The 23,866-nt window shown below is 60.8% G+C and carries 23 protein-coding genes; 10 read left to right on the top strand and 13 right to left on the bottom strand.

The window, feature by feature from the left end; genetic code table 11:
* Positions 1-8: 8 nt before the first annotated feature.
* Both D8W71_RS11750 and D8W71_RS11745 read right to left on the bottom strand, forming a co-directional pair.
* Entirely contained in the window at positions 9-611 is a 603-nt protein-coding gene (locus tag D8W71_RS11750; RefSeq protein ID WP_121113681.1) for a histidine phosphatase family protein, read from the bottom strand.
* Positions 612-674: 63 nt separating this feature from the next.
* The gene (locus D8W71_RS11745; protein WP_121113679.1) at positions 675-1,853 is read right to left on the bottom strand and encodes a PEP/pyruvate-binding domain-containing protein; all 1,179 of its coding nucleotides are present in this window, start codon (positions 1,851-1,853) and stop codon (positions 675-677) included.
* Positions 1,854-1,911: 58 nt separating this feature from the next.
* On the opposite strand from D8W71_RS11745, the gene D8W71_RS11740 reads away from it, so the two are divergent.
* From D8W71_RS11740 to D8W71_RS11720, 5 genes are all read left to right on the top strand, one after another.
* The gene (locus tag D8W71_RS11740) at positions 1,912-2,310 is read left to right on the top strand and encodes a DNA-binding protein (protein WP_121113677.1); all 399 of its coding nucleotides are present in this window, start codon (positions 1,912-1,914) and stop codon (positions 2,308-2,310) included.
* Positions 2,307-2,957 (top strand): transcriptional regulator, encoded by a 651-nt coding sequence (locus tag D8W71_RS11735; RefSeq protein ID WP_121113675.1) that lies wholly within the window; start codon positions 2,307-2,309, stop codon positions 2,955-2,957. The genes D8W71_RS11740 and D8W71_RS11735 overlap by 4 nt, the downstream gene beginning before the upstream one ends.
* Before the next feature lie 137 nt (positions 2,958-3,094).
* A complete protein-coding gene (locus D8W71_RS11730) occupies positions 3,095-4,510 on the top strand; it encodes a sugar porter family MFS transporter (RefSeq protein WP_121113673.1) in 1,416 nt (471 codons plus the stop codon).
* Between the two features lie 28 nt (positions 4,511-4,538).
* Positions 4,539-4,898, top strand: a complete 360-nt coding sequence (locus D8W71_RS11725; RefSeq protein WP_121119017.1) for a universal stress protein — start codon at positions 4,539-4,541, stop codon at positions 4,896-4,898.
* A 4-nt stretch (positions 4,899-4,902) separates the two neighbouring features.
* Positions 4,903-5,937: a Gfo/Idh/MocA family protein gene (locus tag D8W71_RS11720; protein WP_121113671.1), complete on the top strand. Its 1,035-nt coding sequence runs from the start codon at positions 4,903-4,905 to the stop codon at positions 5,935-5,937.
* A gap of 25 nt (positions 5,938-5,962) precedes the next feature.
* Here the strand turns inward: D8W71_RS11720 and D8W71_RS11715 are convergent, their stop codons facing one another.
* Complete coding sequence (locus tag D8W71_RS11715) at positions 5,963-6,787, bottom strand: transglutaminase-like domain-containing protein (RefSeq protein WP_121113669.1); 825 nt, start codon at positions 6,785-6,787, stop codon at positions 5,963-5,965.
* Between the two features lie 141 nt (positions 6,788-6,928).
* On the opposite strand from D8W71_RS11715, the gene D8W71_RS11710 reads away from it, so the two are divergent.
* Entirely contained in the window at positions 6,929-7,855 is a 927-nt protein-coding gene (locus tag D8W71_RS11710) for an SGNH/GDSL hydrolase family protein (protein WP_121113667.1), read from the top strand.
* 44 nt (positions 7,856-7,899) lie between these two features.
* Here D8W71_RS11710 and D8W71_RS11705 read toward each other — a convergent pair whose 3' ends face one another.
* Together D8W71_RS11705 and D8W71_RS11700 are read right to left on the bottom strand one after the other, a co-directional pair.
* Positions 7,900-8,820 carry a LysR family transcriptional regulator gene (locus tag D8W71_RS11705; RefSeq protein WP_161965453.1) on the bottom strand — a complete coding sequence of 307 codons (921 nt, stop codon included), beginning with the start codon at positions 8,818-8,820 and terminating at the stop codon, positions 7,900-7,902.
* 150 nt (positions 8,821-8,970) lie between these two features.
* A complete protein-coding gene (locus D8W71_RS11700; protein WP_161965452.1) occupies positions 8,971-10,518 on the bottom strand; it encodes a PucR family transcriptional regulator in 1,548 nt (515 codons plus the stop codon).
* Positions 10,519-10,899: 381 nt separating this feature from the next.
* Between D8W71_RS11700 and D8W71_RS11695 the strand changes: the two genes are divergently transcribed.
* The 4 genes from D8W71_RS11695 (at position 10,900) to D8W71_RS11680 (ending at position 14,258) form a co-directional block, all read left to right on the top strand.
* Positions 10,900-11,742 carry an SDR family NAD(P)-dependent oxidoreductase gene (locus D8W71_RS11695; RefSeq protein ID WP_236077845.1) on the top strand — a complete coding sequence of 281 codons (843 nt, stop codon included), beginning with the start codon at positions 10,900-10,902 and terminating at the stop codon, positions 11,740-11,742.
* Positions 11,739-12,914, top strand: coding sequence for an NAD(P)/FAD-dependent oxidoreductase (locus D8W71_RS11690; protein WP_121113661.1), 1,176 nt, complete (start codon positions 11,739-11,741; stop codon positions 12,912-12,914). Before D8W71_RS11695 ends, D8W71_RS11690 begins: the two co-directional genes overlap by 4 nt.
* 135 nt (positions 12,915-13,049) lie before the next feature.
* Positions 13,050-13,805 carry an SDR family NAD(P)-dependent oxidoreductase gene (locus D8W71_RS11685; protein WP_121113659.1) on the top strand — a complete coding sequence of 252 codons (756 nt, stop codon included), beginning with the start codon at positions 13,050-13,052 and terminating at the stop codon, positions 13,803-13,805.
* Positions 13,806-13,856: 51 nt separating this feature from the next.
* The gene (locus D8W71_RS11680) at positions 13,857-14,258 is read left to right on the top strand and encodes a RidA family protein (RefSeq protein WP_121113657.1); all 402 of its coding nucleotides are present in this window, start codon (positions 13,857-13,859) and stop codon (positions 14,256-14,258) included.
* A gap of 189 nt (positions 14,259-14,447) precedes the next feature.
* Here the strand turns inward: D8W71_RS11680 and D8W71_RS11675 are convergent, their stop codons facing one another.
* The 8 genes from D8W71_RS11675 to D8W71_RS11640 all read right to left on the bottom strand — a co-directional run bounded on the left by D8W71_RS11675 (position 14,448) and on the right by D8W71_RS11640 (position 23,520).
* Complete coding sequence (locus D8W71_RS11675) at positions 14,448-15,461, bottom strand: Gfo/Idh/MocA family protein (protein WP_121113655.1); 1,014 nt, start codon at positions 15,459-15,461, stop codon at positions 14,448-14,450.
* Between the two features lie 31 nt (positions 15,462-15,492).
* The gene (locus D8W71_RS11670) at positions 15,493-16,848 is read right to left on the bottom strand and encodes an aminotransferase class III-fold pyridoxal phosphate-dependent enzyme (RefSeq protein WP_121113653.1); all 1,356 of its coding nucleotides are present in this window, start codon (positions 16,846-16,848) and stop codon (positions 15,493-15,495) included.
* Between the two features lie 41 nt (positions 16,849-16,889).
* The gene (locus tag D8W71_RS11665; RefSeq protein ID WP_161965451.1) at positions 16,890-18,446 is read right to left on the bottom strand and encodes an aldehyde dehydrogenase family protein; all 1,557 of its coding nucleotides are present in this window, start codon (positions 18,444-18,446) and stop codon (positions 16,890-16,892) included.
* A gap of 292 nt (positions 18,447-18,738) precedes the next feature.
* Positions 18,739-19,593, bottom strand: a complete 855-nt coding sequence (locus D8W71_RS11660; RefSeq protein WP_121113649.1) for a mycofactocin-coupled SDR family oxidoreductase — start codon at positions 19,591-19,593, stop codon at positions 18,739-18,741.
* A gap of 52 nt (positions 19,594-19,645) precedes the next feature.
* On the bottom strand, positions 19,646-20,494 hold the full coding sequence (locus tag D8W71_RS11655) for a sugar phosphate isomerase/epimerase family protein (protein WP_201265327.1): 849 nt from the start codon (positions 20,492-20,494) through the stop codon (positions 19,646-19,648).
* A gap of 57 nt (positions 20,495-20,551) precedes the next feature.
* Entirely contained in the window at positions 20,552-21,313 is a 762-nt protein-coding gene (locus D8W71_RS11650) for an ATP-binding cassette domain-containing protein (protein WP_121113647.1), read from the bottom strand.
* 79 nt (positions 21,314-21,392) lie between these two features.
* A complete protein-coding gene (locus D8W71_RS11645; protein WP_121113645.1) occupies positions 21,393-22,403 on the bottom strand; it encodes a sugar ABC transporter substrate-binding protein in 1,011 nt (336 codons plus the stop codon).
* Between the two features lie 34 nt (positions 22,404-22,437).
* The gene (locus D8W71_RS11640) at positions 22,438-23,520 is read right to left on the bottom strand and encodes an ABC transporter permease (RefSeq protein ID WP_161965450.1); all 1,083 of its coding nucleotides are present in this window, start codon (positions 23,518-23,520) and stop codon (positions 22,438-22,440) included.
* Positions 23,521-23,866 lie beyond the last annotated feature (346 nt).

Here is a 23,866-nt window from a genome sequence, read left to right as displayed (position 1 = left end):
AGGCACGTTCAGGCGCGCAGCGCCTTGGGGAATCCCGTCCATCGCAGATCTGGGCGGAGGTGGCTCATGTCGTTGAACATGACGACGCTCGGCGGCAGCTCGGGTCGGTTCTCGATCACGGTCAGCGCCGCGTTCGCGCTGTCGAGTCCGAGCCATCGCACCGCCGGGCTGCCCAGTGCGTGACGGATGAGCCACGCGATCGGGTATGCGTGGGTGATGAGAACTTCGTGAACATTGTCGTCACCATCCGGCGGTACAGCGAATCTCGCAGTGAGACTGTTCGCGATCTCGTGCCCTGCTGCTGCTTCCTTGGCGTCGTAGCCGTCGAAGAACGGCACCCACGACGGCGGAGTCTCCTCCACTGACGGTACGTAGGGCACGTGATCGATCAGCTCGGCCGCGTCGCCGACAGGGGCGCTGCCGCTGAGGAAGATGTTCAGCTCTCGGGCGCTGTCGGCTGCCCGCGAAAGCGGCGAATGCCATACGGCGTCGATGGGCAGATGCGCCAAGCGCTTGCCGAGCGAACGGGCCTGCTCACGTCCGATGTCGGTGAGGTTGCCGAACGCGTCGGCGTCGCCGTGGCGTGCGATGTAGAGATACCTCGTAGCCATGAGTGCGTCAGGGGCATCATGGCGATGCCCCTGCTCTCCTTTCTCTCGGGGTCAAGGTTCGGGTCAAAGGACGGTGATCGTTCCGGCTGTGCCGTTCAACGTGATCCGTGCGCCGTCTTCGATCCGAGTAGTGGCGCTGTCGACGCCGAGCACGGCGGGGATGCCGTACTCACGGGCGACGATCGCCGCGTGCGAGAGTGCGCCGCCGGTCTCGGTGACAACCCCGGCCGCAATGGTGAACAGGGGCGTCCAGGCCGGGTCGGTGTAGGGGCAGACCACGATGTCGCCTCGGTGGACGGAGGAGAAGTCCGAGGGGCTGCGCACAATCCGCGCTACCGCCGTGACCTGTCCGTGCGAACCTGGAGTGCCGTTCAAATCCTCCGCATGGTCGGCGGAACCGTGAACTCTGCTGGCGGGAAGCGCTGCTGTGATCGGGCGTGCCTGCAGAATCCATACACCGCCGTCTTCGACGGACCACTCGATATCTTGGGGCCCGTCGAGCATCGTGGCAATACGACCTCCCAGGTCGACCAAGGCTGTGATCGTGGCGTCGTCCAGGGCACGTGCGGTGCGCTTGTCAGGCGCGACCAGGCTCGTGGCGACACCGCCGCGCTCGTGATCCAGGTCGATCCGGGTCTGTTTGCTTCCCACTACACAGCGGATAGTTCCGTTCGAGGTGACCTCGTAGGTGTCCGGCGTAACCGTTCCGCCCACGACGGCCAGACCCAAGCCCCAGGATGCTTCGATCCGAGTCGGTCCCCCACGCTGCGGCGTGAACATGACTCCCGACGCATCCGCCTCGATCACCGGTTGCACGAGCACCGCCATGCCAGGCGTGTGGGGCGACGGGCCGAGCGCGTGGCGCGACGGGCCACCGGTTCGTCTCCAGTAGTCACCCACTCGTGCTGCGAGGGCCGATTTCCGACATGTCGCGATGGCCTGGCATACGTCATCGACGCTGTGAACGCCGATGATGCTCTCGTACTGACCCGCTGCCGAAGCATCCGCACTGTCCTCGCCGGCCGCCGAGGAGCGCACGGCCACAATTGGATTACCCAATTCTTGGAGCTCGAGAGCAACGACGTCACGAAAGGAGTGCGCGGCCACAGAGCTCACCGACTGATCGCCGTCTGACACGACGAACCCGTCGGGCACTGGCATGCCTTCGCGCAGCAACACACCGAGCACTGACGCTTTGCCACCCGAGGTCGGCCAAGTCGCTTCGGAGAGCTTCGTCAACATCGCACACCTATCAACAAAACATTGACAACATTATGTTGATCGTAACAGGATGAGTGGCATGGAACGCAAGCACGACGTCGACCGTGCCAACGGCGCCGACCACCCGCACGCTCGACGTGAGCGCGACGCGCAGGTCCGGCTTCTCGACAAGGGCGCCGACCAGATCGCACCGCGGCCGTGGCAGCCCGAGGCTGGGGCCACGCCTTCGGCAGTCGATCTGACGCAGTACGCGCTTTGGCGCGCTTCCGAGCTGACCCAGGATGAGCTTCTGGGGGCACTGTCTTTGCTCCCTTCGGCTCGCGCCGAGGTCGAGAACGTGGAGGTCGCACTGCTCTTCGTCGCTCGTAGCGAGGGGCTGACGTGGGCACAGATCGCCGAGGCCATGGGATTCCGCTCTCCCCAGGCCTGCCAGCAGTACGTGAATCGGCTCAGCGCCAGGCAGGATGGACGAGCATGACGCATCAGTCCGAGCCGGACATGCTCGTGCTGCACGCCGTGCGACTCGTCGGCTTCGCCGACAGTGGCGAGGTCGCGAAGCTGGCGGGAACGAGTCACGCAGAGGCGCTTCGGGTGCTGACCGAGTCGGAGCACGCAGGCTGGGTGCAGCACGACGCGTTCGCCGACCTCGACGGCTGGTCACTTACCGAATCCGGCAAGGTGGAGAACGAGCGACAGCTCGCGGCAGAACGCGTAGTTGCCGACCCCCACGACGTGGTGCCGGCCGTTTACCGCAATTTCCTTCCTCTCAATGCTCGACTGCTCCGCGCCGTCACCGACTGGCAGATCAAAGCCACCGATGCCGACCAATTCTCCCCCAATGACCACACCGACCTCGTATGGGATGAACGCGTTCTCGATGAACTCGCTGCACTCGGCCGCGAACTTGCTCCCCTGATCGAACGTCTCACAGAGGTGCTGTCGAGATTCGACGGCTACACGTCCCGGTTCGATGCGGCTCTGGTCAAAGCGAAAGCCGGCCAGCAGGACTGGGTCGACAAATCGAGCGTGGACTCGTGCCACCGAGTCTGGTTCCAACTCCACGAAGATCTGATCGCCACACTCGGCGTCGACCGAAGCAACGAAGGCCTTACGGGTTTCGAGTAGCCCGCCTGGCGGCACTGGCGACGACGCCAACCTGCTGTGACCTACTACTCATTTCGTTGTAAGTATGTTAAGACATATACACAACGTTTGATGTAGTCCGCTCCACACATCGCCAGCCACCGGTCTCGGAGGACCACATGTCTTCAACATCGCCCACGTCACGAAGTACTCTGCCCCCGGACGCTCCGGGAAGACACTCTCGCAGGCTGGGCGTCATCGCCGTCGTCGCGACGTTCGGCGGGCTGCTGTTCGGCTACGACACCGGCGTGATCAACGGCGCGCTCGAACCCCTCAAAGAAGACCTCGCGCTGACGTCCTTCACCGAGGGCTTCGTGGTCAGCATTCTGATTTTCGGCGCTGCGATCGGCGCGCTGGTCGGCGGCCGACTGTCCGACAAGTACGGTCGACGCCACAACATTCTGCTGCTGTCCGGCATTTTCGCCCTGGGCACGATGGGATGTGTGCTGGCGCCATCGTGGGAGGTACTCGCGGTCTTCCGCTTCGTTCTCGGGTTGGCGGTGGGCGGTGCATCCGCGACCGTGCCCGTCTACCTGTCCGAGGTCGCTCCGTACGAGCGCCGCGGATCACTGGTTACCCGGAACGAGGTGATGATCGTCGGCGGCCAGTTCGCTGCTTTCGTCATCAACGCCATCATCTTCAACGTGTGGGGTGACCACGACTCGGTATGGCGCTACATGCTGCTCGTCGCCGTACTCCCGGCAATTGCTTTGTTCATCGGCATGCTCCGCATGCCCGAGAGCCCGCGGTGGCTCGTGCTGCAGAACCGAGACGACGAAGCGCTCGCCGTGCTCAACCAGGTTCGCTCGCCCGAGCGAGCCAAGGCCGAGATGGCCGAGGTACACGCACTCGCCGAGGAAGAGCGACTGTCGCAGACGGGCGGCCCAGCAGACCTGTCCGTACGTTGGATTCGGCGGCTGATCTTCATCGGCGTCGGCCTCGGCGTCTTCCAGCAGTTCACTGGCATAAACTCGGTGATGTACTACGGCACACAGCTGTTGAGCGACGCCGGCTTCTCCGACAGCGCGGCCATCATCGCCAACACCCTCAACGGACTCTTCAGCGTTCTCGGAATTACTGTCGGCCTCCTCATCATGAACAAGGTCAACCGGCGGACGATGCTCATCGCAGGCTTTTCGTTGACGACCTTCTTCCACCTTCTGGTCGGACTGTCCGCGCTACTGCTGCCCGACGGCGATGCCAAGGCGTACTTCATCCTCGTCTTCGTCGTCCTGTTCGTCTTCTGCATGCAGGGCACGATCGGCCCTTTGGTCTGGCTCATGCTCGCCGAGATCTTCCCACTCAAGATCCGCAGCTTCGCCATCGGCGTCTGCGTCTTCATGCTCTGGATCGCCAATGCTGCAGTTGCACTGGCTTTTCCGCCTGTGGTGGCGGCATTGGGCATAGCACCGACATTCTTCATCTTTGTCGGGCTCGGCCTGTTTGCGCTCGTATTCATCGTGACGCAGGTACCCGAGACCCGCGGAGAAACTCTGGAAGGACTCGAAGCCAGGTTCCGTCGCGAATACTCGTGAACGGTAGGTGCATCGGAAGGAATTCGACATGGCCATTTTGGTAGCAGTATCCGACAGCGAAGAAGGACGCCACGCCCTGCGCATGGCAGTCGATGAGGCCGTCGGTGCGAAGACCGACCTCATCGCAGTGAACCTGACGCTCGGAGCACTCGACGTCAGCGAGCACGACAGCAAGGTCTCGATACGCGTCATCGACAGGGCAGGCCGCGCCGATCGGGACCCGGCAACCGCCGTACTCGACGAGATCGATGCGCACCCCGACGTGACGCGCCTGGTTATCGGCCTGAAGCGACGCAGCCGGGTAGGGAAAGCCCTGCTGGGCAGCGTCACTCAGCGCCTGTTGATGACCTCGCCGGTCCCGGTGTTGAGCGTGCAACCGAGCGCATGAGACCATGACTTCGACCACAGAGTTGCTGCTTCAGCCCTCGCGCGTCGCTTCGCCCGTCGACGCACCCGCACTGCGGTGGGGCATCCTCGGTCCGGGCTGGATCGCCGCTCGGTTCGCAGAGGCGCTGCGTCACCACACTTCTCAGAAGATTGCGGCTGTCGCTTCGAGAAACACAGAACGCGCCGCGGCATTCGCGGCCGACTGGGAGATCCCGTTCGTCCACAGCAGGTACGACGAGCTCGTTGCACGTACCGATGTCGATGTCGTGTACATCGCCACCCCGCACACTCTCCACTTCGAGCACGCCGCTCTGGCACTCGAAGCAGGCAAACACGTCGTGGTGGAGAAGCCACTCGCCCTCAACGCCCACCAGGCCCGCGGTATCGCCGAGCTCGCCCGATTCAAGGGTCTATTCGCAATGGAGGCCATGTGGTCTGCCTTCCTGCCGAAGTTCGACGTGATCGACCAGATCTTGTCGCACGGAATGCTCGGTGAGATCGGTACCGTCATGGCCGACCACGGCGAGTACTTCGACGCCGATCACCGCATCTACGACCCCACACTCGCCGGCGGGCCGCTACTCGACTTGGGGACCTACGTCGTATACTTCGCCCAGAAGGCGCTGGGTCAGCCGGTCGATCTCACTGCGGTGGGACAGCAGGCAAACTCCGAGCTGAACGGACAGATCTCGGCAATCCTGACCTCGCCGACAGGCGCTCACGCCGTTCTCAACACCACCATCCTGGCCGACACACCGAACCTCGGCGCAATCTGTGGCACGGCAGGCATGCTCCGCACGGAGGGCGTGTTCTACCGACCGGGCGACTTCACCGTGTCCCTGCGCGACGGCAGATCGGCTCGTTTCGTCGACGACATCAGCGGTTACCCAGCCGGACTTGCATACGAAGCTGCGGAGGCCGCCCGTCGCATCGCTGGCGGACAGCTCGAAAGCCCCAGTCGTACAATGGCTGACACTGTTTCCAACCTGGAAACACTCGACGAACTACGACGCTTACTGGGGATCGAGTTCCCTTCCTGACCACACTTGGGCAGGGCCGCCCGTGTCAGCGAATCATTTCCTCCGGCACTCTCAGAGAATCATGGAAGTACAGGTCTCGGATGGCGGCGATGTCGTTTGTCGCACACACGATGGCGAGCTCGTCCAGGAGCAAGTCGTAGTCCGGGCCAGTCTTTCCGTCGTACGCCTCGGTCATACGACCCCATTCGTCCCACGGCAACATCTCTACGCTATTGACTGCAGCGAGATCTTTGACTGCATTTCCTCGGATCTCGGCAGGTCCCCAATTTTGGGTCCCGTAGACGCCGAACTGGGTCCCGTCGATCTCACCACGACGATAGGCAGTCCAAGCTTCGCCGCCGCTCAGGAAGTCGCCGGGCATCAGATCATGCGCATGGGGTATGACATCTTTTCCGAGAACCTCGGAGTCGATTCGGATCCACCGCGCGCTGTCGTCGTCCCAATACTCGGTGATCCAGTGGTCGACTCCCTGCCCTGGTTGAAAATAGGTAGCGAAGCCGCAGCGGACCCGTGCTGCGAAACCTCGGTAGCGCAGCAGCGCGCAACTGATGACAGCGAAGTGCCGGCAGGTTCCGACAACGCGGTCGGCTGGTTGCCTGCCACTTGTCAGCGGCGACGGATCCATAGCGAGCAGTAGTCCAAGTAGCGCATCGGTCGATCGGATTTGGTTTTCGACAAACCGATCTTCAGGCAGTTTCAAAGACTGGGCATCGGTGGGCTGAATGACCAGTTCGGAGACAACTTCGCAGATGGCAACTGGATCGGCACCCAACGGTTCGAGCGCACGTACGTCGACGCCGTCGACGCGAGTCAGTGGGCCAGGCGCCGTGTAGTCGAGAACTTTCCCCATGGCAACTAAGACTAGTGCGAATTCCTGACGGCAGAGGCCGGATTTGCCGTGCCGAACCAACGACTCCGACCGTGGTGTGACAGCATTCCCCTGATGCGAGAGGCGCTGTGCGCTTGGAACGCTCATGGGTGAAGGAGAGCCATGTCCATCCAGCTAGTAGTCTTCGGCGACAGCTTGAGCGACTCCGGATCGTTCGGTCTCCGCTTTACCACTCAACCGGGCGTTACGTGGGCCGAGATGGTGGCTCGCCGTTTGGGATGCGAAGTCACACCGTATCTGTCGGCTCACTTGGACAACGCCGCCGACGGATCGTCGACATTGTTCACTGTTCGCGGTGGATACAATTATGCGCAGGGCGGTGCGCGGATAAGTCAACCTTACTCACTCGAAGCGGCCTCGGACTCGGTCTTTCCCTGGTCCACTGCGAAGCAAATCGACGCTTTCCTGCAAACGCACGGCGCTTTCTCTGAGGATCAAACCATGGCGCTCTTTGCTGGAGCGAACGACGTAACCTATCGATACGACCGTGCAATCGATCCAGCCCTGGCCGAGTCCTTGAGAGCTGACGTGGAACCGAATAGCGCTCTCCTACAAGACGAATTGGACCGGTTGAGTGAAGCAGCCCAGCATGCCGTCCAATTGGTCGAGCGCATGCGGGAGGCAGGCGCCCGCAGAATACTACTGTTCGAAGTATACGATCTTGCCCTCGCTCCGTGGTTCGATTCCAGCGCGTCTCGCCGGTACATATCCACCTTGAGCTCATCATTCAATTCTACTTTGCGACATTCGGTTCAGAATCTCGGAAGTTACGTTGAACTTGTGCATCTAGCGTCTGCGGTCGACGTATGGGCAAACCAGCCGGAGAGTTACGGACTCGAATTCGGGCGCGGGGCCGATGCCTGCCGGACAAGAGGTGAGAACTTTTGTAGCGTCGACGATCAAGTGTCAGCCACTGCCCACCACGACTATCTATTTGCCGGATCTGTACATTTCACCACTGCCGGGCACCGCCTGATCGCCGAATATGTGTACCGACACCACCTTCGAAATTCGACGAATCAACAATGAGAAGTTCGGGAATGTATGGCCGCGCGACGATCCGCGTGCGCCGGTTAGAAGTGGCGGTCGGCCTGCCGCGATTCGGCCAAACGAATGGATGTCTGCACGAACGACTTAGCCAGGGGATGAGGTCGTGCAGACGGCCATGCCACAACGACAGGAATGGTTTGAGCATCTATCAGTCGGATGTATTTGATACCCGGGTGGACATACAGCCGGCTGGTCGACTCAGCAGTCACCCCGATTCCGCGTCCGAGCGCGATCGCTTCCAGCCACTCCTCCAGGTTGTGCGTTCGCACTGTGGCACGGGACCCCTCACTGTCGGGCCATAGATCGGGGGTGGTCACCCCTGACACAGTATTGACGACTAGAGGATCGCTCTTGATGTCGTCCAGGGACAGCGAATGCCGATCCGCGAGAGGATGTGTGGGGTGGAGAGCGGCCACCCGTCGTTCCTCGAACAGGATGGTCGATTCAAGCGCAGGGTGACCCCGACCGCCCCGCAGGAAGGCAATGTGTGTTCGTCCGTCGATCAGCCCCGCGTAAGAATCGTCGCATTTGCGGGGTTCGACCTCGACGCCAGGATGTAGTCGCTCGAATTCGCGGATGATCAGTGGCGTCAGTTCGAGTGCCGCTGACCAGGTGAATCCAACGCGCAGCGTCGCATCGCCACGGACGGAGGTTACAGCCTCGCTGAACGAGAGCAGAGCATTGCGGCAGTACGGCAGGAATTCGATCCCACTCGGTGTCAGTTGGACACCGTGAGTGGTTCGATCCAGAAGCCGAACACCCAAGCGCCGCTCCAACTGAGCGATACATCGGCTCAAGGCAGGCTGTGTGATGTGGAGTCGTTGGGCTGCGCGCGTGAAGCTCCCGGACTGTGCAACCGCGTGAAACATGCTCAGGTGGCGAATCTCGATGTCGCCCGAAGCAATGCAAAGGGGCGATCCCGCTGCGTGCAGTGGCGTCTGCATGTCCGCTTCCCGTCTGCACCGGCAGGAGTTTCCTCGTAAGTGCTGCTTCCTCCAGGCTATGTGTCCTGCGGCGGCTCGAGAAGGATCCATGTGTGGCACAGATGGCAACGGCACTGCCCAACCTGGCCAGTACGACAAGAGTCCGCGCGACTAGAAGTCGTGATAGCGGTTCATCTGCGGCGCACGGACGATTGCAAGCGATCGAACTGCAACGTTGAGTCGGAGCCTTGTCTCGTGGTCCTCGAGGGACCTGCCCAGAATTTTCTCGATCTTCTCCAACCGGTAGTACAGCGACCGTCGGTGTACGAATAGCTTCGTAGCAGCGTCGCTCTTGTTTCCGTCGCAGTCGAGATAAACGGTGAGAGTCTCCAGCAAGCCCTTCTCGTTGGATGCTTCCGCGTCGAGCAAAGGTCCCAGTTCTTCTTCGACGTACTGGTCGAGCTCGGGGCCGCTCGCCAGCGACACCAGCAACCGGAGCAGGCCGAGATCGTCGAAGAACTGAACTGGTTGGCGGGTCGATGCAGCAGTACGTGCCTGATCTACCGCTGCAGGTAGATCACTGGCTTCAGCTACTTTGCTGAAGCCGATACATCGGTCTTGATCTCTCAGAAGTTCTGCGATGTCGTGGAGCTCTGTACCCTCCTTCAGCGCGATAACAGCAAGGAGTGACTGGCCCACATCGGCTATCACGGCAGGGAAATTCTCGTCCCGAAGCAACGTGACGATCTCGGGCTGGACCTTTGCCGATGACCGTGTCTTCGATCCAATGACCGCCACGACCAGCGCCTTACCGCGCAGGTCCTGTCCTATCTGCAGCGCACGCTGCACAAATCCAGTTCCCGACAGATCTCCGACCATGAGCCGATTGACCAGGACACTTTGGTGATGGGCAGACCGGACACGTGTGACTCGGGAATTCAACAGACTGATGGCAATCGCCGACGCGGCATGGTCCAGGGCGATGTGGTCCATACGGTTGTCTGCTTGCCCGAGTGATGGCAGGTGCAGCCAACCCCATTCCGTACCTTGTAGAACGATGGGTACCCTGCGGCAAGCAGACTCGGGTGCAGCGTCGCGCGAATGAATGTCGATCGCACGGCTGTGCGTTTGCCAGTCCGCGATGATGTCGCCGTGCGCACCCCCATCGTCTCCGCCGTAGTAGGCCTGTATTTCGTGAGCGATCGATTCGAGGACTACCGGCCGGTCGAGCAGTCCTGCGAAGTCGTGCACCAGTGCTACCGAATCGGCACCGGTCAGAAGCCGTTCGATGAGGAACCGATTGATCTCGTCCGACCGAGCATGTTGTTTGGTTGCGATGTCGGTCAGCTGTTGCAGAACCTGAGCTGATGCCTCGACGAAAGCAATCTTGATCGGCAGACCGATGATCGGGAGATCCAGCTTGTTTGCCTCCTCCACGACAGCGTGAGGCATTTCGGTGAACACGCGCCCGGCTAGCTCGATCGCCAAGGCCGAGACGCCGACGTCAGCCAGTGCCGCAATGAACCGTCGCTGCTCCGTGGGCGTCGAACCGATCCCCTGCCCCGAGGTGAGGAGCAACTCTCCTCCGCTGAGAAAACTGGCGATGTCGCTGCTTTCACCCGAGTGGACCCACCGAACCAAGCGGTCGAGCCCGCCTTCGCCGGCAGCTAGATAGGCTCCCGACCTCTGAAAAATCTCGAGTTCGAGGATGCTTGCCACTGATGCTGACTGCCACATGCCACTCCCGTAGATATTCGACACAGGGCCTCCCAGCAACGGCGCAAGCGCCCCGGATCGGTTGAACGCCGCAGACCGGACAGCTACTTCTTGCCTGCAACGAATGAAGTCCAACGTACTGCCCGTCGAAATTCGATCGACACACCGCACTCGCGGTGTCGCCGAGGCTGCATCGTCTGAACAGGTAGTCACCAGATCGATCATGCACAGATGGCATAGCCCCTGCGTTATCGGCATTTCCACCGGAGGCACGCGAACCGTCACAATTAGAACTCAGCAGCCGCCTACCGCACTCGCGATTGGTCGGTCGCCCGTGCGGCCACAGACGGTAGAGGTTTCGACCTCGTAACGAAGGAGTACATCGTGCCTACGAACACCACCCCGCAACGCGGCTTCGGAAATTCCGATTGGAACGCTATCGCAGCCCAGTACCCCGAGCTGGCTGGTAAGACGGCCGTGGTCACCGGCGCAGCACAAGGCCTCGGTGCGCAGTACGCCGAGGGCTTGGTCGCACGCGGAGTCAATGTGCTTGCCGTCGACGTCGCCGAGGAGACGCTTCGCGATCGGGTGGCGTTGATCAGCGAAACCTACGCAAGCGAGGACGGATCGTCGGGTCGTATCGTCGCCGATCGGCTCGATGTCACGGATCAGGCTGCTGCGCGTCGGGTCGCGCAATCGGCGTTCGACACGTTCGGCCGTCTCGACTACTGGATCAACAATGCGGGGATCTTCCCCACCGCCGCTGCGGAGGACATCACCGATGATCAACTTGCACGCACTCTCGGAGTGAACGTGCATGGAGCCTTGTTCGGCGCCCAGGCAGCAGCTCACATCATGCGTGAGCACGGCGGTGGAGTCATCATCAATATGGGTTCGGTAGCCGCCAACCGTGCCCGTCTGAAACACGCCGACTACTGCGCGGCGAAGGCGGGCGTGGAACACCTGACTCGCTGCCTTGCGGTCGAGTTCGGTCCCTACGGTATTCGAGTCAACGGCATCGGACCGGGCGACATCGACACCGACATGCTCCGAGATCTTCGTGCAGACGAGAAGGCTCTCGAATCCGTCATGTCCGGCATTCCACTGGGCCGCATCGGCTCTCCTCCGGAGGTGCTGGGCGTGCTGCTCTTCCTGCTCTCGGACGGGGCGCGCTACGTGACAGGACATGTCGTGTCGGTCGACGGCGGATCGAGGCTCGTCCGATGACAGCCGACGACCGTCGAATCGTCGTCATCGGCGCAGGAGTTGTCGGCCTGAGCGTCGGGTACAGCTTGATGAAGCGAGGGGCGAAGAATGTCGTGATCACCGACCGCGAGCACGTTGCCGCCGGTAGCTCGGCGCTCTCGGTCGGGATGGTCGAAACGCAGTTCTTCGATCCAGTCGACGTACATGCCCGGGTACTCGGTCGCGAGATGATCGATCGGTTGGTCGCCGACCACGAACTGCACTTCGTGCGTAACGGGTTCTTGCGCCCGACGACCAAGAACGAACACGTGGAACTCTTCGAGCGCAGCGTAGAGGTCCAGCGCGATTTCGGCGTCGACGATGCCCGTGTTCTGACCGCGCAGGAAATCGCCGAGGTCGCCCCGCCTGTCGACACCAGCAATCTGGTTGCCGGACTGTGGCGCCCGAGCGACGGCTATCTCGACGGATACCTCTACGCCTCTCTCCTCGCTCGCTTGACAACCTCCTTGGGCGGCAGAATTGCCCAGCAGCACCGGCTGGTCGGGGCCGAGAAGAACTCCGCTGGATGCTGGCAGCTGAGCTTCGAAGGAAAACCCGGTATGGAAGCCGACGTCGTCGTCAATGCAGCCGGGCCGTGGGCGGACTCCGTCGCCGAACTACTCGGCTCGACCGTCGAGGTCAAACCTGAACGGCACCAAGCGGTCACCATCGAGCTCGGCAGTACCCCGGATTGGCGACTGCCGTGTGTCGTCGAATACGTACCGGGTTCGACCGAGGACGGGCTGTCACTCCGGCACGAAGGCACCCACCAGTTGTTTGCGTGCTTGCACAACGAACGGTCGGTGTATCCGCGTACCGACCCCACGGAGTGCAACCCACGAGCCGACGAGGCATTCATCGAGGCGATCGCAGAGCTGATCATGGACCGGTGTCCCAGTCTCGACGAATGCGGGCTGGGGCACGGCTGGGCCGGCCTCTATCCGATGACGCCGGACGGATACCCGATCGTCGGAAGCACCTCGAGCGATCCATCTCTGGTGCACGTGGTCGGCGGCGGCGGCAGTGGAATTCAGTTGTCGACAGCCATGGGTGAGGTGGGCGCCGACTGGGTCCTCGACGGAAAGTCCACCCTCCTGACCGACGGTGAGCTGTGGCATCCAGAGCGAGCATCTCTGTCAGCAACTGGCAGATGAGCAGTTTCTGGGCGCCGATGGCTACCCAGTACGTCGATACACCAGAGCTTCCAAGCATTCGGCTACTAAATACGAGCTCGACATCTTTGCTCTCATCGATGTCGGCGTGAACAGACTAGGACGACATACACCGAAATGAATGAGCAAAAGATTGCGCTTGTGACCGGCGGAGGAACCGGCATCGGTTACGCATGTGCCCGAGCCTTGGCCGCAGAACACTTCACCGTCGTCATCGCAGGACGGCGCGAGGCGGTGCTGCAGGATGCGATCACTCGTATCGAGCAGGAGTTGCCCGCGGCACACGTTGTGGCGATTCCGGCCGACCTCGGTACCGCCGAAGGCCCTGACGATTTAGTGGAAACAGTGGTCGAACGATATGGACGCGTCGACGTCCTGGTGAATGCAGCAGGGACATGCAGTCCGGTGGCCACCGCGGAGATGACCGCTGCGGCGTGGGACAGCATTGTCAATGTCGCGATGCGTGGTGCCGCGTTGTGCTCGGTCGCCGCGGCCCGGCACATGAGCCCCGGCAGTCGAATCATCATGATCACATCGATCGACGAGGTCCAATCCGAACCCAACGTAGCGCACTATTGCGCGGCCAAAGCCGGACTCGGTGCATTCGCTCGTTCGTTTGCAGTCGACCTGTCCGGCTTGGGAATCGGCGTCAACAACGTTGCACCTGGATGGGTCCGAACCGACGCAGCATCCGTGCGTCTCGACAAAGCCACCGAAGAATCCATGGCACGTCTCAATCCGCTCGCACGCGCCGGCAGACCTGACGAAATAGCCTCGGTCGTAACCTATCTCGCGACATCCGCACCTGCGTATTTGACCGGCTCGACGATCACAGTCGATGGCGGCCAGACCGTCATGGCAACAATGCCCTGACCTCGACCAACACCCTGTCCTCACACCGTCATCTACGGAAAGCATCCAATCATGGAAGAGCACGAACGACGGCAGATCAACAGTCCGTCAGTCGCGGCACCCCGCGGACACTTCAGCCACGCAGTCGTCGCACAGGACACCATCTACGTATCAGGCCTTCTTGCGTTCGACGACAAGGGTGTGATCACAGCGCCCGGTGATGTCCGAGGCCAGACCCAGCGCATCTTCGAGATCCTGGAGCACATTCTCCACGAAGCTCGCGCAACCCTCGCCGACACTGTGCAACTCACCACGTATGTCACGGACATCGGCCAACGTGCACCTGTCAACGAAGTGCGCAAGCAGCTCTTCGGGACATGCAGGCCAGCCAGCACTTTGGTGGAGGTGAGCGCCTTGGCGGCCGAAGGCGCGGTCATCGAAATCGACGCTATCGCCGTTCGTACCCGGGCCTGAACGATCCGCACACCCTCCACAGAACCGACCTAGTGGGCGTAGTTCGGTTCGGTGGAGGGTGTGCGTCTCATCGATTTCGTGCGTGGGCGGAACCAACCGATGCCGATTACGGCGACCATAGCGGCAATACACAACCAGGCAAAGGCCATCGAAAGTGTGTGAGGCACGCTCGGCGCCCCGAGGACAACTTCAGAGACCGCCTGAATACTCGACAGTCTCTGACGAACCTGACGCCACGGAAGCCCTGGCAGCGAGGGTCACTGCGAGCGAAGCCACTCCATCCCCGCCAGTGGCCAGAGGCGTTCCGTGTCCGCGGGCAGCTGACGTGAATCGTTGCAGCGCGTACTCGTAAAGGCCGTGATGTTGCACATCCATCGCGCGCTCGCCACGATCGTCTACCAGTGTCACCGTTCCCACAGGTTGCTGCGTCAGAACATCGTTGGCTCGGATGGTTCCCCGAGTCCCGTGAATCGTCACGCCGGTGCCCCCGTAGGGAACATTGAACGTGTCGATTATGTGGGCAAGGACGCCGCTGTCGAACTTCAGCACTGCGACCATGCCCTGTTCTATCGGATAGTGACTGTCAGCCATGGCGCTGACCTCGACAACTTCTGAATCAAGTATGTATCGCAGAGTATCCGCGTCGTGCCCAACCAGATCGAACGCGACACCTCCGCCGGCGGCCGAGTCCTCCAACCTCCATCCACGAAGGTCCGGCGGAAGCTGACAAACATGAGCAACTTCCGCGTACAGAGGCGTTCCTACTGCCCCTTCGACAACGAGGTTTCGGATCTTCTGGATGGTCGCCGCACCACGAAGGTGGTGATTCGTGCCCAACACTACATTTCCGACTTCGGCCGCTTCCACCATCGATCGCGCATCATCGAGCGACATTGCCAGAGGTTTTTCACACAACACGTGCTTTCCTGCACGAATTGCTGCAAGTGCCTGACTCGCGTGATGCTGATTGGTGGTGCTGATGTAGACAGCATCGACGAGATCGTCTTCGAGCAATTCCTCCAGTGAGGTTGCGACTCTTGGTATGTCACATTGCGCGGCGAATCGCTCGCCTCTCTCGCGATCACTGCTGACCATGGCCGCGACATCCGATCCTGACTGGCTTCGAATAGCGTCGATCACGTACTCGCGAGCAATCGTACTGGCGCCCACGAGGCCCCAGTTCAAACCCTGTACGTCTTCCATAGCCGACCTCACTGCCAAGAGTTGATTTGTTCTAGGACGGTTGTCCGACGGGTCCGCGTCGGTGCTTGGAAGACGAGGAATCCAGCGCAACATCGATATCGCCGAGAACCTCGGCGAACACATCCACCACCAGGCGAACGTCCTCGTCGGTATACGGCGCAATCGGCCCGAATGTTCGGCTGCTGATGGCAAGTCCGCGGTTCGTGACACCCAGACACATCAAGCGCCACAGATGCTGGTCTGCGTCGCCTGCCACCCGTGCGTTCACGACCTCGTCCGAGGTGAAATGAATTCCACAGCAGGGCCCGTCACCCGTTACCTGAACATCCAGACTCAAAGACTCAGCTGCTGCCCGGATACCTTCGCGGATTGCGGTTCCTTGCTGACGTACCTGGACGAACACCTCATCGGTGGCCAAATCGAAGTTGGCAATCGCCGCCGCAATAGTAACGGGATTCTGGGCGTGCGTGTTCGAGGCACTGATCGGCTGTTCGAGATGGTCGGCGTTGCCGACCACGGCGGCTACTGGTAAACCCCCGCCGAGCATCTTGCCCAAGACCGTGAGGTCGGGTGGAGGCGTCAGACCCAGGTACGCGCTGGCGCCTCCAGCGGAGAACCGCCCACCGGCGATGACCTCGTCGAGGATGAAGGGCACGCCGTTTTCGAGTGCAAGTGTGCGAAGTTCTTGCACGAAGTCGTTACGTTGATGCACGGCACCAGGAATGGTCATGATCGGCTCGACGATCACCGCTGCCAACTTCGTGCCGTGCTTGTCGAAGGCTTGCCGCGCACTGATCAGATCGTTGTAGTCGATGTCTATTTGGTTCGTGGACGCAGCTGACGGTAAACCGCGCAACGATGATCCGCCCTGCAGCAAATAGTCGTTCTGTCCGTGAAATCCACCGGAGATCCGCATGATCAGCTGGTTGCCGGTAATGGACCGAGCCAGCCGCAATGCGTACGTGTTGGCCTCGGAACCCGAGGGCGCGAAGATCACTCGCTCGGCACCAGGGACCCGGTCGCACAGTCTTTCTGCGAACTCGTCACGGTTGGGCGACGGGTGCATCGCCCCTCCAGGGGCGCCGATCTGGCGGGTTGCCCGTGCGACCGCGTCGGCAATATAGGAATTGCCTCGCCCGAACATCGACGCGTTCCAGCCCGCGTTGCAGTCCAGCGCGCGATTACCGTCGATGTCGGTGAACCAAGCTCCCGAACCGGATTCGATGTAAACCGGATGTGGCATACCGGAACTGAACCGGGTGCGTTGTCCTGCCGCGATCGATCGCGCTGCAGCACGGTCAGCTGCAGCCGACGAACTGTGCTTGTCCTCGAACTCTACGCGCCAGGCGGATTCGAGATCCTGTAGTGACGCATGGTTGATTGTCATAGCCTGTTGCCCCTTGCGAAGGTGGAGAGAAGACGGAGTGATCAATCCTCGGAGATCACGGTGCGGCTCTGCTCGCGCAGATACTGCTGGAGGTAGTGCGGTCCGGCTGTGCCGCGGCCGGTGTTACCGGAGTGCTTCCAACCACTGATCGGTTGCCGGCCGGGCCATGCGCCCGTCGTCGAACCTGAACGTCGATTGACATAAACCACTGAAGATTCGATGGCATCGAGGAACTCGGCGATTTCCGCCTCGTCCTTGGTGAAGATTCCTGCAGTCAGTCCGTAGTCGGAGTCGTTCGCCTGCCTGATGGCGTCTTCGAGGGTAGAGACACTCTTGATCGCCACAATCGGCAAGAACAGCTCGTCTCGCCATGCACGGGCATCGCTCGGAGCCTCGACCACGGTTGGTCGGACGTACGTTCCCCGGTCGTAAGGTGCCTCGGAAATCACGGTACCGCCGGCCAGCACAACGCCACCGGCACCAACGATCTCGTCGACTGCTGCGGTGAAGCGTTCACCGGCGGCGGCGTTGATGACCGGACCGACAGATACGGCTTCGGTGCTCGGGTCGCCGACCGTCATGGCCTCCGTCCGCTCGACCAGCTTCTTCTTCAGCTCGTCGTAGACAGACTCGTGCACGAACACCCGTGAGCACGCCGAACACTTCTGCCCGCTGTATCCGAACGCCGAGCGAGCGATCCCTTCGGCGGCAGCATCCAGATCAGCCGACGCACCGACGATGGTCGGATTCTTGCCGCCCATTTCTGCCACAACCGGCTTGCTGTGCGGTGCGAGCGCGGTAGCAATTGCTGATCCGACTGCGTAGGAGCCGGTGAAAGTGACGCCGCCCAGCAACGGACTGCTCGTGATGGCAGCACCCACCTCGGCGCCTCCGGTCAACACCGTCAATGCGTTCGGCGGCAAACCTTCGGCGATCAGCGCATCACGCAACACGGTGGCAGCAAGCTGTCCGGCAGGCGAGGGCTTCACAACGACGGTGTTGCCAGTGACCAGTGCCGCCGCTGACGGTCCGGTCGCGAGGGCAAGCGGGAAGTTCAGTGGCGAGATCACAGCCCACACTCCGTACGGCCGCATCACACTCACGTTGGACTCGTTGTCCGCATCGGCCGGCATTTCGGTGCGGAATCCATTGGTGCGCTCGAACTCGTCGCAGTAGAGCCGCAGGAACACCGGAGCCTCGTCGGCCTCTGCCAGGGCTTCTGCTGGAGTCTTTCCTGCTTCCAACACGATCTGACCTGCGAGCACGAACCGATCTCGTTCCAGACGGTCGGCTGTCCGGCGGAGAATATCGATACGCTCCGCCACATCGACCTTCGACCACAACGTGAAGGCGGCCGACGCGGCTGTCAGCGCCCGCTGAGTCTGCTCGGCTGTTGCCCAGCCGAACCGTCCGATCAGCAGAGTGTTGTCGATAGGGGACCACTCCTCGTGCCACTGGTCGACTTCGGCGCAAATCTCGGTGCCGATGCGGACGGGATGATCCTTCCCGAGCCCCGCTCGGGCCTGCGCGATTCCCTTTTCGAGTTCCGACGCGTACGTGGCCGTTCCGTTGACCAGACTGGCATATGTGACAGGCATGTTCATCCATTCAAATCGTGTTTTTGTTTCGAAATTCTGGAGTTGCAACAGTTGCTGCGTGTCGCTCACCGCTCGGATATGTGTTCGATGCGTCTAGTTTTCTCGACCCAAGGGCACCTGGAGAGACGTGCCGCATATGCCGAACATTGTGTCCGGCCCGATCTTTCGATAACAGGAGCGTGAAATCGATTTTAGACCGGACGCCAACGGAACCTCAATCGGCAACGTGTGCAGACCCTTGCTTCGACATGCACGACGTGTGGTGGATGCCGACTTCCGACGGTCCATCGGATCAGCGGACTGGATTGTGGTTGACTCCAGTGAGCAGAAGATGTCCTGCATCTACGGGAATAGTGGCACCTGTAACGGATGACGCCAGAGCCGAATTGAGGAAGATCGCGGTATTCGCGATTGTCTCCGGCGGCAGGACGGTGTTTCCCTTCAGAGCATGGTAGCTGTAGCCCGCATTGATCATGTCGTCGGCGGTACCGCCCTCGTGACCGGCAAACATGTCCCAGGCTTTTTGCTGGTTCGTCATGGGAGTCAGAACCGAAGCAGGACAGACTGCATTGCAACGGACTCCATGAGGCGCGAGCTCCAGCGCGATGTTCTTCATCAAACCGAGCACACCGTGTTTGGCAGCTACGTAGTGCCCGTAATTCATACCTGGCTCGACTGCATTGACCGAAGCTGTGATGACGATCGAGCCAGTTTGACGCTCGATCATATGCGGCGCCAGTGCTTTCGCCGATTTCCAGACGCCAGTCAGGTTGACGTCGATAGTGTCGTTCCACGCTGTTTCCGACAACTCCCAGAACGGAGCGCGCGCCCAGATGCCGGCGTTCGCAATCAAGGCGTCGATCTTGCCGAATTCATCGATGCCTGCCGCTACCGCAGCGTCGAGTTGCGCCTGGTCGCGAACGTCCGCGTCGAACGTGAGAACCCGGCGTCCCAACGCTTCGACCTGGCTCGCGGTCTCGGCCATGTCGGTTGCGTTGGCCAACGGATACTCGACCGTTTCGATGTCTTCGGTGATGTCGAGCAGAATCACATCCGCACCGGCGCGTGCAGATTCGACCGCGTGAGCTCGACCCTGGCCGCGGGCTCCGCCGGTGATCAATACGACATGTCCCTCTAACAATCCCATGAACTTTCTCCGTATTCTCTTGTGTTCTCTGTGTACCGTTGTGCGTTACTCGTCATTCTACGAATTTTCGAGTTGTAGAATATGCGCGGCGCGTAGCCTCCTGCACCGACATACTGCGCACCTCGGCAGAGATCAGTTCGACTCCCCAAGGACCGCTGAAGCCAGTGGATTTGATCGCAGAAACGAACCCGGCTATATCGAAGGTTCCCTCTCCCGGGAATCGACGATGGTTTACGGTGTCATCGAGCAACGAACCGCGAATTTCGGCGTCTGCGTCGTCGATTTCGACTCCGACAATTCGGTGGCCCGGAATACTGCGAACGTACGAGAAGTCTATGCCAAGCCGTTCTGTATGCCAGATGTCGATATAAAGACCACCGGCTGGGTGGTCGGCAAGTTCGATCACGGCCATAGCTTGCTGGGGAGTCTGGATCTCACGGAACGGCGCCGGTTCGATCCCGACGACCGTGCCCGCGTTTGCCGCATCCTGCGCGAGTCGTGCGAAGTGTGGTGCGAGTAGTTCGGCATCGAACTCCTCTCGGTGGAACTTGCCGCCCGTCTTCAAGACTCGGGCGCCGAGAACTTCTGCCGCAGTGAGAAGTTCTCGGCGAGCAACATCGGACGCGACGCGTTCGGGGCCGTCGGTGAACCAGTCTTCGAGAAACTCGACCTCGACGGTACTGATCCCGTTTCCGTCGAGTACCTTCCGAAACTCTTCGTACCCGATGGTGTTACGCACGACTGCGAGATCCGTGTGCTGGATGCCGAAGCCGGTGAAACCGGCGTCACTGACGGCTTCCACACGCTCCCGAATCGATACCGGACTTCGCTCGTCGTCGGTGCAGGGTGCTGCGGCCCCAGCCGAGGTCCAACATGCGGCGATCAGATCCACACTCGTCATTTCCATGCCTTTCGAGAAGTAATGAGGTTCCACCGATATATTTTCGACCGCGGAAGCTCAGGCCACTATCTGGTGGTCGACTCCCGTGATCATCGCGATGATCTCCTCTGCGGTCGTCTCCGCTGCTGCTCGGCTTCCGACCATCTCACCGCGCCGTAAGACCCAAATCGTGTCCACGAGGTCGAAGACTTGGCGCAGATTGTGGCTGATGATTATCACCGCCATTCCTCGACTCCTCAGATCGCGAATGATGTCCTCCACAGCGGCAGTTTCACGCACGCCCAGCGCGGCAGTGGGCTCATCGAGGATGATCAACCGGCTCTCCCACGACGCACCCTTGGCGATTGCCAGACACTGGCGTTGGCCACCGGACATCGCACGCACCGGCTGGCGTAGATCGGGAATATTGACTCCCGTTTCAGCCAGCATTTCCTTGGCGCGCTTGCGCATCCCACGCCGGTCGGGAACGCTCAGCCAGCCCAGCGACAATCTGGCCGTTTCGCGCCCCAGGAACATGTTCTCGACGACGTTGAGATCGTCGCACAGGGACAGATCCTGGTAGACAGTTTCGATGCCCATAGCCCGGGCCTGCTGTGGTGTCGCGAAGTGCCGCGGCTCGCCTAGAACTTCCAGCACACCCGAATCGGGTTCGTGGACACCGGACAATGTCTTGATGAAGGTGCTCTTACCTGCGCCGTTGTCACCTACCACTGCTACCACTTCGCCAGCGCGAATCGAGATGCTGGCGTCACGGAGGGCCTGGACACCGCCGAAGCTCTTGGCGAGATTTCTGGCCTCCAAGATGATTTCTTGTGCCATGTGCGTTCTTCTTTCATGAGATGGGGAGGTAAACCACGCGCCCAACGCTCGAGTCGACACGTGGTGCAGATGTCGTCGGTCAGAGTTCAGGCTCGACTGAGTCGACATTCTCCTGCGTCACGGTAAGCAAAGGAAGATGGTCGTTCGGCGTCTTGACCGCATCTCTGTTGCACGAGAGCCAGTTGCCCACCGCTGTCGTGACTTCCTCGGCCTGCAGACCCATATCCTGCATTACCGTTCCCAGAACCTGTCCGTTCTGGAGCAGCGGGACAATGTCGTTGATGAGGTCACCGAAAACCCACTTCACTTCTGGGCGTCCACTGTCGATAGCGTTCTGGACGGCGGTTCCGGCGTGCGGCCCCTGGGTGACGATGACATCCAGTCCGCCGGCGGGGAACTTCGTCAACCAGTCGCGCGAGATCGACAACGACCTGGCACTGTCCCAGTTATCGGGTTCCTGTGCGACGATCTGGTAGCGGGGATCCTGGGCCGCGAGATCTTCGACAGCTCTGGTTCGCTCGATCTGCGCGGTGGTTCCCATCTGGCCCATCAGAAGTCCAATTTTTGCGCCGTTGGGGAAGTTCTTCTTCACCAAATCAACTTGGTGTTGACCGAAATCGTAGTTGTCCGGCCCGACGTAAGTCACCAAAGAATCTGTGTTCTTGAGCGCCAGATTCAGCGCGAAGACTGGAATCCCGGCCTGCCCGGCTTCGTTGAGTACCGGGGCCAGACTCTCGGGGTCGGGCGGGTAGACGATGATCGCTGCGCTCTGGTCAGCGATGAATCCGCGGATTGCCGCAATTTCTGTGTTGATGTCGTTCTTGCCCTGCTGGATATTCATGTCCAGGCCCAGCGCCTCGCCGCGTTCTTGGATCCGGTTCTGCATCAAGGCGGCATCCGGTCCGACCGCGGTGTCGAAGAACAGCACACCGACCTTCTTGTTGTCGGACGGTTCACAATCCGTCTTCGATGTCACCGCTTTGGCATCATCGGTGCTCGGCGTGGTGCACCCGACTACGAAGGTGGACAGAGAAATTGCTACGCCGAGCGTGATTGCACGCTTGATCCGTAGGCGGTTTCGTAAACTCATTGTTCCCTCTTTCAACGGTTCGGATAGCGGACGGTCAAGCTGCCTGTTTACGGGTGTAACTTTCGAATCCAACGGCGAGGAGGATGACTGCGCCGGTGACGGCCGGCACGAAGTACGGTGACAAGCCAAAGATGGTGAACGCGTTGGTCATTACTCCCAAAAGGAGGGTTCCCACTATCGCAGACCGGACAAAGCCGGCCCCGCCGCGTAGTGAGGTGCCGCCGAGAACCACAGCTGCAATGGCCGTCAAGGCCCACGTTGCGCCTGCCGACGGTGTACCGGTTCGCGACAACCCGACCGAGAGCACGCCTCCCAGGCCTGCACACAGTCCGCAGATTCCGTATACCGCGACGAGCATCCATTTGACCGAGATTCCCGCGCGGGCTACGGCTACCGGGCTGCTACCCACGGCGTACACGTACAGCCCGAAACGCGTTCGACGCAGAATCCACCAGATAGACACCATCGCGATCAGCCAGATGACAACAGGCATCGGAATGCCGAGCACCTTTGCGAAGCCGAGATTGATCCACGCCTCCGGTAGTCCGTAGATAGGAATTGCATCGGTTGCGATGAACAACGCGCCGGTGACCACTGACCCGACGCTGAACGTGGTGATGAAGGGGTTGATTCCGACGACGCCGATCAGGAATCCGGAAGCCATCCCCACCAAGAGAGAGACACCGAGAGCGACCACGATCGCGGTGGCAAGTCCGCTGCCGATGGACATGGCGCCTGCGATGCAGCCGGAGGCGGCTCCGACGGCTCCGACCGACAGGTCGAAGCCCGCGGTGATGATCGTCAGCAGCATGCCTAGTGCGACAATGCCAATTACTGCGCTCGACGAAAGTACGTTGAGGAGATTGGAGGTACTGCGGAAGGCCGGCGAAGTAGCGCATAGCACGACGGTTGCAACGATGAGCACCACCACCATCAGGTACTGAATCAAATTCTCTGGGTTCCAGACCAACCGGGATTTCCAACCACCCCGAACCGCGACATTCTCAGGTTGAGCGCTCGTCGTCGCCGGTGAGTCCGGTGCCTCTTGGGTGGTTTCCGCACGTCGGTGATGCGGCGGCCCGAGATTGGTTGTCGTGGTCGAACTGTTCTCAGTCATGTCTGAATTTACTCCGAATCCGAAGCCAATGGTGTTGTCGACGATCGCATTTCGTCGCATCATGTTCGATCTGCTCGATCAGGTCCGTCATCGGACTCCGCCTGCGAGGCCCGAACTTCGATATGGATCGGCTGGCTCGTACGCCGATGCATCTCTTTAGAGAGACTATGAGGAGCGTCACGCCGACGCGACCGGCACTATGTGAGATAAACCAGGAAAAAGGTGTCGCAGTGTGCACATCGGGCGCTGACCCTCCGTACCGCCTGGTCGGCTTCGGCGAAGCTCCTTAGCACGGATTCTCAAAACCGCGGCCGGAATTCCGACAAAGGAATTTTTCGGAGGCCGA

The organism is Rhodococcus sp. P1Y, from assembly GCF_003641205.1.
Lineage (GTDB): Bacteria > Actinomycetota > Actinomycetes > Mycobacteriales > Mycobacteriaceae > Rhodococcoides.
This window is presented reverse-complemented; position numbering and strand designations above follow the sequence as displayed.